Source organism: Myxococcales bacterium, from assembly GCA_012513515.1.
In the GTDB taxonomy this organism is placed as follows: domain Bacteria; phylum UBA10199; class UBA10199; order 2-02-FULL-44-16; family JAAZCA01; genus JAAZCA01.
Window position 1 is genome coordinate 1 of the sequence record JAAZCA010000030.1, and the last position, 16,947, is coordinate 16,947.

Annotated in this window: 10 protein-coding genes; 2 read left to right on the plus strand and 8 right to left on the minus strand. The window is 52.5% G+C overall.

What is annotated here, in order from left to right; all coding sequences use genetic code 11:
* Nucleotides 1–762, minus strand: a 762-nt coding sequence (locus GX659_06660; GenBank protein ID NLD28465.1) for an inositol monophosphatase, incomplete at its 3' end; no start/stop codon positions are given.
* A 51-nt stretch (nucleotides 763–813) separates the two neighbouring features.
* On the opposite strand from GX659_06660, the gene GX659_06665 reads away from it, so the two are divergent.
* Complete coding sequence (locus tag GX659_06665) at nucleotides 814–960, plus strand: hypothetical protein (GenBank protein ID NLD28466.1); 147 nt, start codon at nucleotides 814–816, stop codon at nucleotides 958–960.
* Here the strand turns inward: GX659_06665 and GX659_06670 are convergent.
* The 7 genes from GX659_06670 to GX659_06700 all read right to left on the minus strand — a co-directional run bounded on the left by GX659_06670 (nucleotide 957) and on the right by GX659_06700 (nucleotide 7,935).
* The gene (locus GX659_06670; protein ID NLD28467.1) at nucleotides 957–1,628 is read right to left on the minus strand and encodes a ComF family protein; all 672 of its coding nucleotides are present in this window, start codon (nucleotides 1,626–1,628) and stop codon (nucleotides 957–959) included. The two genes, GX659_06665 and GX659_06670, sit on opposite strands and share 4 nt — an antisense overlap.
* Nucleotides 1,629–1,634: 6 nt before the next feature.
* The gene (gene rsfS / locus GX659_06675) at nucleotides 1,635–2,105 is read right to left on the minus strand and encodes a ribosome silencing factor (protein NLD28468.1); all 471 of its coding nucleotides are present in this window, start codon (nucleotides 2,103–2,105) and stop codon (nucleotides 1,635–1,637) included.
* Nucleotides 2,102–3,118 (minus strand): GTPase ObgE, encoded by a 1,017-nt coding sequence (gene obgE / locus GX659_06680; protein ID NLD28469.1) that lies wholly within the window; start codon nucleotides 3,116–3,118, stop codon nucleotides 2,102–2,104. The genes rsfS and obgE overlap by 4 nt, the downstream gene beginning before the upstream one ends.
* Before the next feature lie 66 nt (nucleotides 3,119–3,184).
* Nucleotides 3,185–3,442 (minus strand): 50S ribosomal protein L27, encoded by a 258-nt coding sequence (gene rpmA, locus GX659_06685; GenBank protein NLD28470.1) that lies wholly within the window; start codon nucleotides 3,440–3,442, stop codon nucleotides 3,185–3,187.
* Between the two features lie 60 nt (nucleotides 3,443–3,502).
* Nucleotides 3,503–3,814, minus strand: a complete 312-nt coding sequence (gene rplU, locus GX659_06690) for a 50S ribosomal protein L21 (protein ID NLD28471.1) — start codon at nucleotides 3,812–3,814, stop codon at nucleotides 3,503–3,505.
* Between the two features lie 143 nt (nucleotides 3,815–3,957).
* The gene (locus tag GX659_06695; protein NLD28472.1) at nucleotides 3,958–5,466 is read right to left on the minus strand and encodes an Rne/Rng family ribonuclease; all 1,509 of its coding nucleotides are present in this window, start codon (nucleotides 5,464–5,466) and stop codon (nucleotides 3,958–3,960) included.
* Between the two features lie 12 nt (nucleotides 5,467–5,478).
* Entirely contained in the window at nucleotides 5,479–7,935 is a 2,457-nt protein-coding gene (locus GX659_06700; GenBank protein NLD28473.1) for a TIGR03960 family B12-binding radical SAM protein, read from the minus strand.
* A gap of 188 nt (nucleotides 7,936–8,123) precedes the next feature.
* Here GX659_06700 and GX659_06705 point away from each other — a divergent pair, with 188 nt between their 5' ends.
* On the plus strand, nucleotides 8,124–16,946 hold the full coding sequence (locus GX659_06705; GenBank protein ID NLD28474.1) for a hypothetical protein: 8,823 nt from the start codon (nucleotides 8,124–8,126) through the stop codon (nucleotides 16,944–16,946).
* Nucleotide 16,947: the final 1 nt, after the last annotated feature.

The window sequence follows — 16,947 nt, forward strand, 5'->3', positions numbered from 1 at the left end:
AAGAGCGCTCATCTCGGAATGTATGGCTCCATTTGACGCAAGGATTTCCGTTCCATAAAGATCATACGGGGATCCGTCGAAGGATGAAACATTCCCACCGGATTCTCTTATGATCACAACGCCGGCCGCCATGTCCCATGGCTTGAGAAAAATTTCCCAGAAGCCGTCGAGCCTTCCACACGCAACCCACGCGAGATCTATCGCGGCAGAGCCGGGGCGGCGAACGGCCCGCGCCCTTTTGATGAATTTTGAAAAGTTGCCTAGGTTGTCTAACTTTTCATCCTCCCTGACGCTGTAGGCGAAGCCCGTCGCTACCATCGATTTTTCAAGGGGATTATTTTTCGAAACACGAATGGGCCGACCGTTCATCATGGCGCCCTTGCCTGTGAATGCCTCGAAGAGCTCGTCCCTATTGGGATCGTAGATCACACCGGCATGCAGATTTCCTTCAACCTCTATCGCAAGCGAGACGCAAAAAAATGGGAAGCCGTGGGCGTAGTTTACCGTCCCATCCAGCGGATCGATATGCCATCTGACATTGGACGAAGTCCTGTCGCCGCCGCCTTCCTCAGCGAGGATGTCGTCCCCAGGAAAATGTTTCTGAACTTCGCCGACTATCATCTCCTCGCACTTCTTATCGACTTCCGTAACGAGGTTGATGGCACCTTTGTACTGGATATCATGGCTATCGCCAAGCCGGTCGAGCTGTATCCTCCCAGCCCTCCTTGCCAGTTCCTTCATAAGCTCCAAGCGGTTTTTCATAGACCCGCGGGATAACCCGACAGACCGATATAGTCAAGGCCACCGGCAATAGTGCTGCGCATCGTCAGAAATTTCAAGAACACCGATTTCGCCCACTCGCTGAAGCCGCTGCTTCCAAAAGATGAACGTGATCGCCTTTCCGGCAACAGGTTTATACTGCTTCTCGAGGGGGACCTCGAAGAGGCCATCAGAGATTAGATTGTAGCCCTGGCGAAGGTAATTCCCACGACGACGGCCGCTCCGGCCTTCTTCAAAATTTTTGCGCATTCGTTTAACGTGGCGCCGGTTGTCATAACGTCATCGACGAGGAGGATCCTCTTGCCTCGCACCACGCCCTCTGCGCGTTTGGAAATGGCAAAAGAGGACTTTACGTTCCTGATTCTCTCGACTCTGTGGAGAGTCGCCTGAGGGGAATCGTTGCGAATCCTTTTGAGAAGGTTTTTCTCGGCTCTTTTCCCCGATCGCTTCGACACGATCTCCGCGATAAGCGCCGCCTGGTTATAGCCGCGCAATTTGAGTTTCCTGCTGTGAAGAGGAACTGGGATTATCATGTCGAACTCCTCTGTTTGTCTCAACTTGCTGTGGATCTCCCTTCCTATAAACCCTGCAAGATTTATCGCCTCGCCGTATTTGAATGAATGAACGCAGCCGCGCACGCCCCCCTCGAATGCAAAACAGGAAATACACGAATCAAGATACACGGCGCCAAGCTGCGAGATGTCGGGACCGGCATCGACGCGAATCGCTCGCGCTGAACATTCATCGCAAATGGTGAGCTCCTCAGTCTGAAAGTTCCCACAGAGCGGGCATCTGGGAGGATAGACGATACGCAGCAGAGATGCCGCAACATCGAAAAGAAAAGACATCAGTATTTACTTCTTTCTGGGTCGACTGGATATTTTCTTTTTCCGGCTGGCGGGTTTCTTTTTGAGCTTGGCAGATTTTGTGCGGACCGAACCTGGCTTCTTCGATTTCATCTTCGGCGGCCTTACCTTTACCGGCTTCTCCCTGACGGGCTTCGCGTCAGCCCATAGGCGATCGAGTTGATAGTAACTCCTGAGATCCTTGTGGAAGACGTGAAAAACTACATCTCCGTAATCCACTAGGACCCATTCACCGGCATCGAGCCCCTCAACACCTATGGCAGAAATACCGTGGTCCTTTTTGATTTCCTCTCTCACAGAATGGGCCAGCGCCCGAACCTGCCTGTCGGAAGCGCCGCTCGCGATGACAAAGAAATCGGTGAAGCTCGTAACCCCCCTGAGATCGAGAACCGCTATGTCCATCGCCTTGTGATCAGCCGCTATTTTCGCCGCAATCCCCGCCAGTTTTTCTGATATCATTCAGGATCTCCAGTTTGAAAGATAATTGAACCAAGCTCCCTCATCAGCTCCTTCAAGCCGTCGTGCGTGACTGCCGATATCGGGATAATGCGGCCTTTGTGAATCTTCTTCAACTTATTTTTATAAAGCTCGTAGGCTTCCCTGGCTTCCGGGATATCCATCTTGGTTATGACGAGCACCTCGGGCCGCTCCATCATGAGATCGCTGTAAAGCCTCAGCTCGTCGCGTATGACCTTGTAACTCTTTACCGGATCCGGATACGCCGGATCGACCGGGTCGATCAGATGGACGATGACCTTTGTGCGCTCTATATGGCGAAGGAACTGTATCCCCATCCCAAGCCCTTCGTGCGCCCCTTCTATGAGCCCGGGTATATCTGCCATCACGAAGCTGCGTTCCGAATCGAGCCTCACCAGGCCGAGGCTCGGAACCTTGGTGGTGAAGGGATAGTCTGCGACCTTGGGCCTGGCATTTGAAACCGCGGAGACGAGCGTAGATTTGCCTGCGTTGGGAAGCCCCACCAGACCTGCATCCGCGAGCAGCTTCAACTCGAGCCTTATCTTCTTCTTCTCGCCGGGGGTGCCGGGCTCGGCATGGCGCGGAGCCTGATGCGTCGAAGTAGCGAAGTGCATGTTGCCGCGCCCCCCCTTCCCTCCGCTCGCGACGATAAATTCAGCTCCGTCGCTGTTGAGATCGAATAAAAACGACTCGTCCTCCACATCGTAAATTTCGGTGCCCACGGGAACCCTTATGATGAAATCTTCCCCCGACGCCCCGGTCATCTGCTTTCTGCCGCCGTTCTTCCCATCTCCGGCCTTGAAGGACCTGCGGTAGCTGACGTCCAGGAGGGTGGAAAGATTTTTATCGGCCCTGAGAATTACGCTTCCGCCGTCGCCGCCATCCCCTCCGGCGGGCCCGCCCTTGGGGACATACTTCTCCCTGCGGAATCCAACCGCCCCGTTTCCGCCGTCTCCGGCCTCGACCTCTATTACGGTTTCGTCTATGAATTTCATTTTTCACCAACAAAAAAGCCCTCTTTTTCAGAGGGCCGATTTTTTAATTGTGCACGGCGGGAGCGCTCACTCCGCAGCCTTTACCACCGCGTACTTCCTGTTGTCGCGCTTAACTACGAACTCGAGAATGCCATCGGCCTTTGCAAAAAGGGTGCAATCCCTTCCCATCCCGACATTAGAGCCCGGATGAATCTTCGTACCACACTGACGAATGATTATGTTGCCAGCCTTTATCGACTGTCCGGCATAGAGCTTCACACCGCGGCGCTGGCCGTGGCTGTCCCTTCCGTTCTTTGCTGAACCCGCTGATTTCTTGTGTGCCATATCAAACCCCTGTTCCGGCCCCGGCGAAATAAGCCGTACACCGGCCTGTCAACGAACCGCCTAGGCGATTATCTTGTTTATCTTTATCTCGGTAAATTCCTGCCTGTGGCCGCAGAGCTTCTCGTAGCCTTTGCGCCTCTTCTTCTTGTAGACAAGAACTTTCCTGGCCTTGCCGTTTTTCAAGACCTGGGCCTCGATTTTGGCCTGATCGATAACGGGCGAACCGAACTTCGGCGCACCGGAGCCCCCGACCATCAATACCTCGTTGATCTCTATCTTGGCTCCCGCTTCAGCGCCCAATTTTTCCACCTTGATGACCGAACCTTCGCTCACAAGGTACTGCTTGCTTCCTGTTTGAATGACCGCGTACACTTGAAACTCCTTTATTTCCGAATAGATCGATAAGTCCAAAAAGGCGGAGTCCTCTATCCCATTTAACCCGCCAAAGTCAATATCTTTCAGATGCTATCGCGGCCTCCCCGCGGATACAGGTATAACACTTTGATATTAAAGGGTTATTTTTCAGTCACGTCGAACTGTTCAAGGTGATATTCCGCTACGCTCTTTATGTGAATCCTTTTGCCGAAGCGTTTTTCCAGCTCCTCGAGCTGCCGCCGCTCCTCATCGAAGAGTATCGATGCCACGGAGGGATGACAATAGACCATGACCTGCCCCCCCTTGATATCGGGTATCTCGCGGCACACCTCGCGAAAGATTTCGTAGCATATCGTAGTCGGGCTTTTCAAATACCCCTTCCCTTCGCAGTACGGACAGGTATTGGTGAGCTGGCGGCGAAGGTCCTCGCGAGTGCGTTTTCTAGTCATCTCGACGAGGCCTATCTCCGAAATTTTCGTGACGGTCGTACGCGCCTTGTCATCCTTGAGAGATTCCTTGAGGGTGTTGTAAACCTTGTTCCTGTGATCGGCGCGCTCCATGTCTATGAAATCCAGAATTATTATTCCGCCGATGCCGCGCATTCGAATCTGGTAGACAATTTCTTTTACGGCTTCGAGATTGGTTTTTAATATCGTATCTGCGACATTCCTGCGCCCGACAAATCTCCCGGTGTTTACGTCGATCGCGGTAAGCGCCTCTGTCTGTTCTATTATGATGTAGCCGCCGCTTTTGAGCCAAACCTTCTCGCCGAGCGCGCGCGTTATCTCTATCTCGATGCCGAACGCATCGAAGATGGGCTCTGTCCCCTCGTAAAGCTCCACCTGCCCCTTCCCCTTCGCAAGATACTTGGAAACGAATTTTTTTATTTCCTCATACGCATCTTTGGAATCAACCACGACCCTGTTGATATCGGGAGTGAATAGATCGCGCATCACGCGAGATATGACGTCGAGTTCAGAAAGCACGAGCGAAGGGGCCTTTGCGGACTTGGCGCGGGGCTCGATCTCCTTCCAAAGCCTTGTGAGATATTCCACGTCAGCCTGGATCTCAGCCTCGCCTATTCCGGAAGAAACGGTGCGGACTATGAAACCGCCCGGCCCCTTGTAAAATTTATGGATCATCTTCTTGAGGCGGATGCGCTCTTCCTTGTCCCCTATCCTGTGCGATATGCCGATATGATTCACGGTCGGCATATAGACCAGAAACCTTCCGGGAAGCGATATGTGAGAGGTAACCCTCGCACCCTTTGTCCCTATCTGGTCCTTCTCGACCTGCACCAGAATTTCATCCCCATCGCGGAGAATATTTTCTATGTGTTCATCGCGGTTGCGCTTGACCGGCTTTTGCCCCTCCTCCTCGGAAACATCGTCCTCATCGCCCATCTCCTCGAGCATAGCCATGTCGGCGACTACATCTGCAGCATGTAAAAAAGCCGTCCTGTCAAGGCCAATCTCCACGAAGGCCGCCTGCATGCCGGGCATGACCCTAGCGACCTTTCCTTTGTAGATGTTTCCCACAACCCCCTGCTCGCGGTTGCGCTGGATGCTGAGTTCAGTAACGACTCCGTTTTCAAGGCGTGCCACTCTGGTTTCGCCGAGGGTCACGTTTATTATAAGTTCATTGCTCATTCGACCTTCCTATTATTTAGAAATCAATTCCAACTTGCGAACCAGCGCCCTGCTGAGCAGCTCATCCCCTGCACCATAGAGGGCAGAGATCACATGAGAGGGCCTCAGCACGGCTTCCGAGGACCTGATGGTAACCGATATAGCACCATCTCCCAAAACATCAAGCTCGGCAATCTGTTCTTTCAGATCGATCGCTCTTTCCCGGTCCCCTTTCTTTTTTACGTAGAAAACCGGTTCATTCGAACGCAGCCTGGAGGCGCCCGCCTCCAGTTCTCCGCGCGAAAGCCATGGAAGTAAAACCTCGTAGCGGACAGCCTCGACGCTCTTCTCTATCGACGCGGCGCCGGGAGGAAGGAGGCTCACCTCCTCGACACGGAATCCTTGCGGCAGCCTCTCATTGAGGAGATTTAAAATATCCTCTTCGAATTCATTCGACAAAAGTTCTATGTCAACGAACTCGCACTCGCTCTCCATACCCACCGGCAAGGCGGAACCGACGCTCACCTTTATCCTTGGATGATATCCGGACGAATAGGCAGCGCGAAGCCCCGAAGCCCGCAGCGCAATCCTCCAGATGTCCGCAGTCTCGATCCCCCCCAAGAAGGCCGCGCCACCGGTTTTGGAATACTTCAATCTGAATTTTATGGATTCCGCTTTCTCCACATCCTTCGGGGCATCCTGCAAAAGAGGGTTCTGGTGAAGATCCGCCAGAGGAAGATTCCGAAGTGACGGATCGCACAAGCCGCATGCGGAGCAAATGCCGGCCGTGCAATCCTCGGTCTGAAGAAGTTCTCTGGATTTTCTCCTCTCGTCGATCAAAAATTTCCTGCTCGGACCGCAGCGCAGAGGATCCCACGGAAAGAGATAGTCCTCGGGGCGTTCGAAAAGATACACGGAGGGATCTATGCCACATTTTTCAAATGCGCTTCGCCAGATGTCGAAGCGAAACATCTCATCCCACCCGTCGAACCTCGCCCCCGCCGCCTGCGCGGCCTCGATAACATCGGCCAGCTCCGCTCCACCGCGCGCAAATATCCCCTCGAGCCAGCTCATGTTCGCATCATGCCACCTGTAAAAGAGCCCTCTGCCGCGAAGAACCCTCTTCAGATAATCCTGTTTTTCGATCGTCTCCTCAGCGGATATCTGTTTCTCCCACTGGAACGGGGTGTGCGGTTTCGGTATGAACGTAGATGTCGACACAGTAACCTCAGCGCGGCGATGACGCCTCCTGCCAATCTCCAAACAGCGCTTAGCTATCCCGGCTATTCCATCGAGGTCCTCCTGCGTCTCGCCCGGAAGCCCTATCATAAAATAGAGCTTCACCGCATGCCATCCGTACGAAAATATTTTTTCAACCGAGGCGTATAGGTCCCCATCCGTATTCCCCTTGTTGATTGCGCGGCGCATCCGTTCCGTGCCCGCCTCAGGCGCAAGGGTGAAACTCCCCGAACGCGCGCTCCCCATGTTTTTCATCATTCCGTCGGTGAGCGCCTCGACGCGCAGGCTCGGTAGCGATGCGTCTATCGGCAGCTCGCTCTTTTTATGAACAATCGCAAGCGCCTCTTGAAGCGGAGGCCAGTCGCTCACCGAAAGGGAGAGAAAAGAAAAATCCTCGTGTCCGGTATTTTTCACTATATCGCTAACGATACCGACGGCCGTTTCGCAACTCCTCTGCCTGACTGGCCTGTATATGTATCCAGCCTGGCAAAACCTACACCCCCTCGCGCAGCCGCGGGACACCTCGACCGCAGCGCGCATCTGAGTCGCAAAATATGGGACTACAGGATGGCGCGGAAATTTTGCCCGGTTCAAATCGTGAATGAGCGCCCTCCCTACGCCGCATTCGGGAATTCCCCTGACAGGGACAAAAACTCCTTCGAGATTCGAAAGTTCCTCCAGAATTTTTTCCCTGCCGCATCTGGATCTCTTTCCGTTCGCGACTATCCGACAAATTTTTTCCGAAATTTCCTCGCCATCGCCGATGACGATAGCGTCAAAAAACGGCGCCACCGGCATGGGGTTGTAGGTGCAGGGACCACCCGCAATAACTATTGGATCGCCATCACTCCTGTGCTTTGCCCTGATAGGAATACCGGAAAGATCGAGGACGGTGAGCGCATTGGAGTAGGTAAGCTCGTACCCAAGGCTTATTCCTACGATGTCGAACTCCGAAAGCGGCCTTCCGGACTCCAGCGAAAATAGCGACCTGCCGGCAGAGGTGAGGGCCTCTTCCATGTCGATCCATGGGGAGAAGGAGCGCTCCGCCAGCCAGTCATCGCTGGAATTTATGATGGAATAGAGTATAGAAAGCCCTATGTGGCTCATCCCAAGTTCGTAAGTATCGGGAAAAACTAAACAAATTCGCACCGAGGCCGAATCCCAATCCTTGCGGATGGAACCGGGCTCGCCGCCGATATAGCGGTAAGGATTCCTTACCGAGGCTATCATCTCCCTTGTCGATTTCTCCATCAGAGGGCGCTTCTAGCAGCATATCCATTGAAAAAGCAAACTATCTCCTCTATACCTCCCCCGCCAGAGTGGAACCGCCGATACTCAGAAGGCCGGATCTTTTGTAAAACAGTAAAAGACTGAGCAACATAATGATGCCGTATCCGATAAGGCTGGGGACTTAGACAAACCGAGAGGAAATAAAGAAAATGACCACTATAAAAGACACCCAGGGGGACCCTCACATTCACACGCAATCACAGCCCTCTCCAACCGATGGAATCGATCTGGCGGATGGGCAATCGGTCGCAAATGGCGATCAAAGAGACGAATTTACGACTGAACAAAACCCGTCGAAAGAGCTCGCTGGCATAGGCAGCGGAGGAGGTCCCAATATCGACGCACACGCGACGGGTCCGTGGGAACTCTGGGAAATAAGGAGGGAGCTCTCCGAGCTCATCAAATCCGCATCTTCGTCAAATTTCCGCAACCTGGATATGCAGAAAATATTGGTCGAAGCCATAGGACGTTTGCAAAATAATTTCGATCCCCAGGAAAAATCCGCAGGCTCGATTCCGTCCGAAAGGGATATTGCAACTGCGCTGAGCAGGGCTTTCAACTATCTCTACAGACACATGCCCGAAGCGAGCAGGAGTATTGAAAAAAGCGATATCCAGAGAGCTCAGGCCGGAAGCTCCAGAGATGGATTTCTCTTCAAGCTCCTCAAAGATTTCGTCAGCTCGAACGCAGCGCAGTTGTCGCTCTTGGGAGCCAAGACACAATCCGGCGCTTGGTCAAAGAGATCAGGGCCTGTCATGAGTTTCGACGCCACAGTGAAAAGGGTGGTGACAGCCCAAGCAATCCCCCTAGAGATTCAGGCGATGGCCCGCGATCTGCCTGATTCCGAACCCATGACAGAACTTTTGACAAAAGCAGAAGCCGCCGGAAAAGGGCTCTCCCTCTTCGGCACTGATGAATCTGAAATCGCCGCGGCTCTCTCGAAAAATCGGGAAAGACTAAGGGCGCTAAAGATCATAGATGAGCTTGAACTCGCACGGAGAAACGCGATTGCAGTTCACACGCGTGAAACCGTGAACTTCGACGATCCGAGAATAGAGGAGCTCTATAAAAAAGTCGCAGATGATCTTGAAGAGTGGTTCAATAACAACAAGATTACGATGGAGGAAAGACCCTTTCTTGAAACAGCCCTTCGCGAATATATAGCGATCCGTTTCTCAGAACAGAGTGACGGAAAGACGATGCACCACTTCGATCTCAGCGAGTCGGCCTTTGAAAAAACGATGGCTCTTATCGAGCACTCGAAAGGGATCGAAAACATCAACGCGATGTATGGCCTCATGGCCAGAGCGCTCAGTAGCCTGGCAAGGTCGGACTCTTCGAGAGAAATAGAAGTGGAAATGGAGATGACATCTGCGCAAAGGATGGGAGTCACAAGCACAAAATCTGCGGCACCGCGACAGAGACTCGTATCACCCATTTTTTCATTTCAGAAAATTCTCGGTGATGATCTTTACGCAAAACTCGACAAGTTCTACAGCGACGTGCTTAGCGGATCGGTCCCGTTCGTCATCGATGAAGATCCCGCTGTTGAGGCATCGCACTTTTACAAATTCATGTTCCACTATGTGAGCAGATGCGCCAACGAGTACGGAGCTGAGAATACTGCTAAAAAATTAAAGGAGAGAGGTCTAGAGCCAAGAATCACAAAGGCGATTTTTCTGGAGGTCAAAGATTCATACGAACTCTTTACAAACTCGACCCTAGAATTGGTCAGACTCTTTTTCAAAGAAGCGATTCCTGAAAAAACTGCGGCAGCCACGATGTCTCTGAAGCCTACTGCACGCGAATACGAAACCTCGGTCAGAAAGATGAGCTCCTCATCTAGGGGGGGTGACGGCTTTATCAACTGGAAGTACGATTTTAAAATGCGCAAGGCAATGCCCCTGAAAACCTTTCTCGGACAGATATCCGGCGTGGGCGAACCGGGCTTCGAAGAGGAATTCAACTCCTACAACCTAGGCATCACCTGGAAGTCGATGATGAACTGGGGAGAGGTACGCGCCAACGCCGACGGTAAAACAGAGGAGATAGGCGAGAAGCACTGGGAACGCATGATAGAGAACTGGAAACACATAGCCGAACATTTCGTCAGACAAGAATCGAATCCGGAAGGGATGCCGGGTAGCCTTTTGGAGTTCATGAAGGAATATACTCCGAAGGATCGCTCGCAGGAAAGTTGGCTTGAAGACCTGGACAAAAAACGCAATTTCGCAGAACTCAAGGCGCTTGCTATTGCCAACAAACCAAAAGGGATAAGCGAGCTTCACTGGATGATGTATGCAGGATGGATGGCATCCATCAACAGGATAGAAGACCTCACCGTCCAGCCAGAAAACTACGACGCGATGATAGCCGCATACTACTACCTGAACGCTCTGGCAGCAAAGTACGGAGAGAAGATGGACTTCATGGAATATCTGGGGTGCATATTCCCGGTCATAGCCAGAATTCTCTTAAGGGCCGATGAAGAACTCATCAAAATGCACGATTCGGGACTGTTTCACAATATCCCCTACGGCGCTTGGAGCTACAGACTTTTGGCACAGCAGATCAGGAATGCTGGACTCGAGTCACACACTAAAGTGAGGGGAAGTACATTCGAAGCGCACTTATCGAAAGAGTACAGGCCGGAGCTTTGGAACATTAGAAACTACGCAACAGGGGAGATGGCGGAGCAGCTCAGTATGAATAGGGAGGAACTAATAGAGTTCTTCTCCGGTTTTCTGATGTTCGCGCCCGAAATAAACGCCAGAGTGGCGGTCTTCGACGCCGAGGGTGCGCAGATATCTCACAGGGCTCAGGGGGTGGAGAGCAAATACAAGTTTCATCTTGTAGAATCGGATTGGAAACATGTGACGCAAGGCACCTCCCCCTCGAGCTCCGCCGAAAGATACGTGGACGACAAAATAAAGTCCGGTCACTACACAGCACGGACGAGCGAAATGCGGACATTCCTCTCAACCGCTGCGCTCCTCATGCCGCAAGGCAAGCTCCTGAGGGCTGACGGCAGCGAGCTGGCACTTGACGATGCAAAAAAAGAGTTCGAAAAATTTGCAAAGGAAGAACTACTAAGGTCCCTGATCTTTGCTGAAATCAGCTCCTCGGCATCCAAGTATGCTCCGGACGACATAAGGGATGCCAGAAAATTCTACGCCGAAAGCTTTGAAAATTACTCCAGCGCGTTCACCGATGGCACCTCCATACTCGGAGATATAGTGGTAGAAAATTTTTCGGTGCCCTTTGAGATAACCTACGGAAATGTCGGGCGCACGGACGCAGGGAGGGTGCAACTTTCCATCGGCGCACTGGCCGAGCTTGCCTCCAAAGAAAAATGGAGCAGCCAGCATACCCGCAATGTGGCTGAAATCGCAAAGACCGTGGAATATTTGGTCGCAATAGGCGAGATGACCCGCGAAGAGGCGTCCGACTGGGATTCCCTCGAAAAAGCGGTTATGGAGAAAATCTCGATTGCGACTGGGGAACAGACCGGCGCGCTTTCGGATTACATGAGGCTAGCCAAATCGGAAGAGCCTACAGACGCTGCTGCTTCAAAGCCGAAAAACACCATCCGGGAGACTAAAAAAATGCCCTATGCGGTCGGCGTTTTAAAATGGCAAAAGCTCTTTGCGGAGCACGTAGCATCGCTCGCGGACATCTCCCGCGATGAAGCCGCCCTAGTTTCGGATGCGCTCATAAAATATCTTTATGTCGCAGGAAGTGCAAAAAAACGCTTCTGGCCCAAGACACTCGAAAAAATTGTGGCCGCCTCCGGCATTGCGGACGAGGTCGTCGCTTTAGAAGATATTAAATCCTTTCTGAAAAGTATGGGCTTTGAAACGGAGCATTCAATACATTCAGCGGCAGCTTCATCAGGAGATTTGCCGGAGGTGATCGCAGATAGGATAGCGGATGAGATATTTGAAGATTATAAAGCCCTTTTTCCTCTCAGAAAAAATAGCGCTGGGCGCGAGAGGATTCCGCTAAATCTCGACTTGATAGCCGAAATTTCGGGCCTTCACCTGGGAGAACGCGGCCTGCCGAACGCAAACTCCGACGTGAAAAAATTCGAAGCACTCATCATCCCTCGCATCAACAAATACAATGAGAGCGCTAGCGGATCGCTGCGACATGAAGAGCATCTTCCAAGTGAAGGCATGCTCAATCAAAAATTCACCTCCGCGGCAAAAGACAGGGGCATGGATGGCAGCGAAAATATAGCCGCCGTTCGCCGTTCCCTTTTTTCGATGGCCGGATCCATACGGCGCGCCAAGCTCCCTGCCGACATGGAAATTGAGGAGGCGCTCCAAAAAACCGGGCTGATAGCATCGTCAGTTTCGGAGAACACGTCGCTTCTGAAATCGACGATGCAAGGACAGATCGCGTCGCTCAACCTTATCAACGAGGCGATCGACCATCCCAAATACGGGGTGGCTAAATTCCTCACGGACAACTACGAAGCCACTGGGATAAATCCTTCGGATCTCAAGAAGCTGATAGGACGATATGCCAAGTTGAGGCTGTCTGGAAACCTGCCGGCGCAAATCAGACTGCTCGCCTTCGAATCGCTCGACCCGTCCAGTCCGGCGCTCGCGTCGCTCCTGGCAGACTTATACGAGAGAATCGCCGCAGAATGGTTTTACTCCGCGCGCTTAGGCTTCTCAGATATAATGGAGATGGCCGACCTCTCGCTGGAGGATATATCAAATGGCACGGCACCCCCTCCGGCAGACATCGAAGATATGAAAATCAGGGTGGTGACATTGGCGAAAATCGCCGAGTCATTCGAAGAAATATTGGAGGCGGAAAAGATTCTGCTCGCAATGGAAGATTTCCTCGGCATCGATACCACGAGGATGCCGATAATCCGGAAAGTTGAAAGCTCATTCTCCGGCGATATATCCGCTGTACACGCGAGCCTCGATGCAGAACTAAACGACGCCGTCTTGCGCATCAGCGGTTTCTATTCGGAGTCCTTAAGGCTCTACACCGAGGCAGCAGAGCTTGCCTCCGAACCCGCAGTTATGGAGGAAGAGGCCGCGAAAAATCAGCTGGAGAGAGCGATCTCATCCTCGGCAATACTCACGAAGCAGATCACCGAATTAGATGCACTCACCCCTCTGGCGAGTAGAATCTACGAGATAATATCCTTGCGAAATTTCGACGCCGCCATAGCTAGCGCTTTGAAAAAGATCCCCGCCGAAATTCAGATCGACGAAGATTCGATGCCCGCCAACTCTCATGAGCTGGCGAGGCTCTACATCGGCAGAGCCGCCGATCTTCTGAGATCGGCTGAAACGAAGACACTCGAAAAGTGGGTAGCTGCGGAACATACACTAGCCGAGATCAGGGCTGAGGCGCGCAGAGTCGAAGTTGCAAAAACAGCCTCGAGGCTCGATTCGTTCAGCGCCGCGCTTGAAAACAAAACCGGAGAGCTGATCCCTATCCTTACGGAAGGCGTCAGGGCAAAGTTGGAAAAACTCGACGGCATAAAATCGGGATTGATTTCGGATGAGGCGCCCTCCGAGGAATTTCTCAGGGATGCGCTCCTGAGTTCAGACGCCCTATACGAAGGTGCCACCCACGGCATCGATAAAAGCGGCGCCTTGGCGGCGGAGATTTCCGACATATTGGAGCAAAGAAACCTCCTCGGACATACCGCAGGACTCTCCGAATCGATCGCAGCTGCTGAAGGCACCCTGCTAACCCACGGCCCAAGCGATCTACTCGAAGAGGCCCTCAGGCGCTGCAAAGAGGCGTTCGAAAAAGCGGAGGCGGCGCTCTCGCTTTTTGTAGAGGTTAAGAAGGATATAACGACGGGGATAGACTCTATAAAGGCCGCCCTGGAAAACTACGAAGACAGGCTTCCGATCGCCCCCCCGTTTAAGCCAAAAACCGCGGAGGATATGGAAATATTCGACGCCACCGAAATAGCCGACTTCAGCAGCAAACCCATATCCTCCAGGGCTCACAGGAGTGCAAAGGCAACGCTCGCTGCAATAACGAATGCAAAAATCATAAGTTTCAAAGAGGGGAGCATGATCATCACCTCCCAGGAGGCGGAAAAATTCACGAGCTGGAAGAAACACGGGAGACGAACCCCGCTCACGCTGCGCTTGGTGACAGGTGAAGTTAAGGAGATAGAACAAGGGCGATTCGGGATAAGGCTGGCAGATATCAGGGATATCGATCCTGAAAATCCGCACGTAAAAACGATACGAGCAGCCAAGCTCTTGGCCAACATAAGATCCTCTGAGACAGCATTTGCTGCAGACATAATATCGTCGGGGCAGAACATGCCGATCTCATCCCTTTTGAGCGATCTTGCGCAATACGACCCGTCGACGGGAAAGGAAGGGGCGCTCGCCACAATCTCATCGTGGGCGATGAGAAATCTTCACATAATACCGAGGGAGATTTACATAAATTACATATCCATCAACAAGAAAAATGCGCCGGAGCCGCTGAGCTACACCGAGGAAATACACGCGGCATGGCGAAAGCTGAACGAGCTGGCACACGAAAATCCGGACATGGGGCCCCTCATTTTCTATCAAATCGGCCCGAATGGTGAAGAAATTGAGATATGGAAAAGGCCCGTCAAGATCGCGGAGGTAACGGAAAGCCTGAAGGAAAACAGCGGCCGAATAAGATCCTACGATATTCAGACGGCCAGGTGGGTTGAACAAAGCCTGTCCGACATTTTAGGCAACGCAAAGATTCTCAGATTTTCAATAGGGGGATCTTACAGGTCGTCGCCGATAAAAGCCCTCAACCTCAAAACCAACTACAGCATCACGGCCGACCCCGAGCTGATGAAGCTCGCGCGTCTCATGCTCCTGACCGAAGAGGATGAAGTTCTAAGGAGAGCGAGCAAGATGACCAGCGTCGATTTCCCCAGTTTTATGAACTGGCTGCTTTTTCCGATATCGATGGCGGCTCACGACGTGACGCCCCCTCTGACTACGAGAGAGGCGCAGGCGATAGCGCTTGAGGCGTACAATATCATTCGAGGTTCGGCAAAAAAGATAGACCCGTCGGAGGTAAGGCCGGAGTCGCTGGCAGGATGGCTACAAACAACCCCCTTTTATGACGGAACGGAACAAAGTCTCACATCCCTGAAGAAAAAGGATGCGCTCGCCACGAGAATTTCAAACCTGATGTACATGCTGTCTATATACTCCGGCAACCCGCCAAAAGCCATCGAGTTCGACAGCATGATATCGGATGCGGAGTTCGGAAATTTCCTCGAACGAAAGTTTGCCGAGGAGGCGCAGTCCATATACCTCAACATGCATCTGCCAGTCCTCGTAAGTCCAGATAAAGACCTGTTCAAAAGCAACCCCGAAACCTTGGGGGTCGGCTCAGCGCAGCTATGGAGCATGCTCAGCATATTCGAACCGGCGATGAAGGTAAGCCTCCCCGAATCGAATTCGCTTTCAGCGGTGCGCAAAATACTTAGCGGAGCGCCGGCGTGGATAAGAATCCTGATACAGAGGTTCCCTTCGCTTTCCAGACCGCTCTGCCTCATCGCACTCGTCTATGACCAGATGCCGGAATCATTCAGAGATGGGCTGTCCAAAGTCATGAGGGAGGTCATGACCGTTCCCAATAGTCCAAACGACGAAGAACGCGCCAAGCAGAGGATCATATCTTTTTATCGCGAACACGCCGCGCCGGGCGCTCACGGCCACCAGGGGATAATCCAGGCGCTCAATAGAAAAATCCCGGGAGGACACACGCTCGCAAGCTGGTGTTCGGGCAGCCATGATTTGGCGGAAGGATTTAAGGATAGATGGGAGGATTTCGAACCCGAAAACGTGATCAGGATAGCCTTTTTTGAGCTGACGAAGTTGCGGCCGGCGCTCGCAGCAAGGCTGATTGAAAAGATGGACGCAGAGAAAGACAAAGACCAATTGTACGCCCCGATCCTATCTTTCATAGAAAAGTATCCAGAAATGCGGAACCCGGTTCTTTCGCTGAGCGTCCTTTACCATAACATGGAAACCGAATCGAAGAATGAGACACGCGATTTCCTCATGAACCTGGAATCCTCCAATCCGGAGGAACTCGTGAAGTTTTTACAAAAATTTTCCATTCAGAAGGCAATAATAGACGCCTTGAAGGCGGATTCCGGCGTAGAGCGAAACATGAGCACAGCCGTATATCTCACCGGCGAGGAAAAACCATACATCCCGACTGAAATCCTCCCCCCTGCCATCAGGCTTCGTGCCATAATACCTGGCCTCGCGAAAATGAATCCAGATCAAGGCCATTTTATCAAAATCTTCCCCAAAGATAAAAACAGCAAAGTCCTCTTAAACCTTATAAAAACAGCTGAGAAATACCCTGAGATGGGATCTGCGGTTGTCTTGATGATTTTAGCGCAGTTCCGCATGGATGACGAGGCGCGCATAAATTTCCATAGATACTTCGAAAATATGCACAATCCCGGGCCAAAGGAGCTGGTCGATGCCATATTGGATCTACGCCTCGTTACACATCTCGAAGAAATAGTGAGCTCCTTCGACACAACAGATGATAGGGGGATGCCTCACGCCAATGCGAAGCCGGCAAAGCCAAGGCCCTCGAAAAAGGAAAAGGATGACCCGCGCGGGGGAGGCGGATCGTCGGGCGGGACGCCAGCCGGAGGATCCGGGAGAACTTCTCCGCCTCAGACTCCACATCCGACCGCGTCCGCATACGGCAAATGGGCCGCTCAACGAGCGACGCCGCCGCTTTCACAATCATCGGAGATCGACGCCGGAGCCGCCGCGCTCCTCACATATCGGAGCCAGCAGAGCCAGAACCCCGCCCGGATGCTTTCATCGGGTATGCCGAACGCAGGTGTATTTGGGATCCAGCAGATAACAACGCCTTTCATCCACACGCCGGCGACCTCCATCGTATCGATGCAGGCCTTTACCGGAATTCGGCCGATGATCTTCAGATGAC

Coding starts and splice junctions, on each gene's coding strand:
- rpmA (NLD28470.1), bottom strand. CDS start 3,442: ATGGCACACAAGAAATCAGCGGGTTCAGCAAAGAACGGAAGGGACAGC.
- GX659_06705 (NLD28474.1), top strand. CDS start 8,124: ATGACCACTATAAAAGACACCCAGGGGGACCCTCACATTCACACGCAA.
- GX659_06670 (NLD28467.1), bottom strand. CDS start 1,628: ATGTCTTTTCTTTTCGATGTTGCGGCATCTCTGCTGCGTATCGTCTAT.
- obgE (NLD28469.1), bottom strand. CDS start 3,118: ATGAAATTCATAGACGAAACCGTAATAGAGGTCGAGGCCGGAGACGGC.
- GX659_06700 (NLD28473.1), bottom strand. CDS start 7,935: ATGGAGAAATCGACAAGGGAGATGATAGCCTCGGTAAGGAATCCTTAC.
- rsfS (NLD28468.1), bottom strand. CDS start 2,105: ATGATATCAGAAAAACTGGCGGGGATTGCGGCGAAAATAGCGGCTGAT.
- GX659_06695 (NLD28472.1), bottom strand. CDS start 5,466: ATGAGCAATGAACTTATAATAAACGTGACCCTCGGCGAAACCAGAGTG.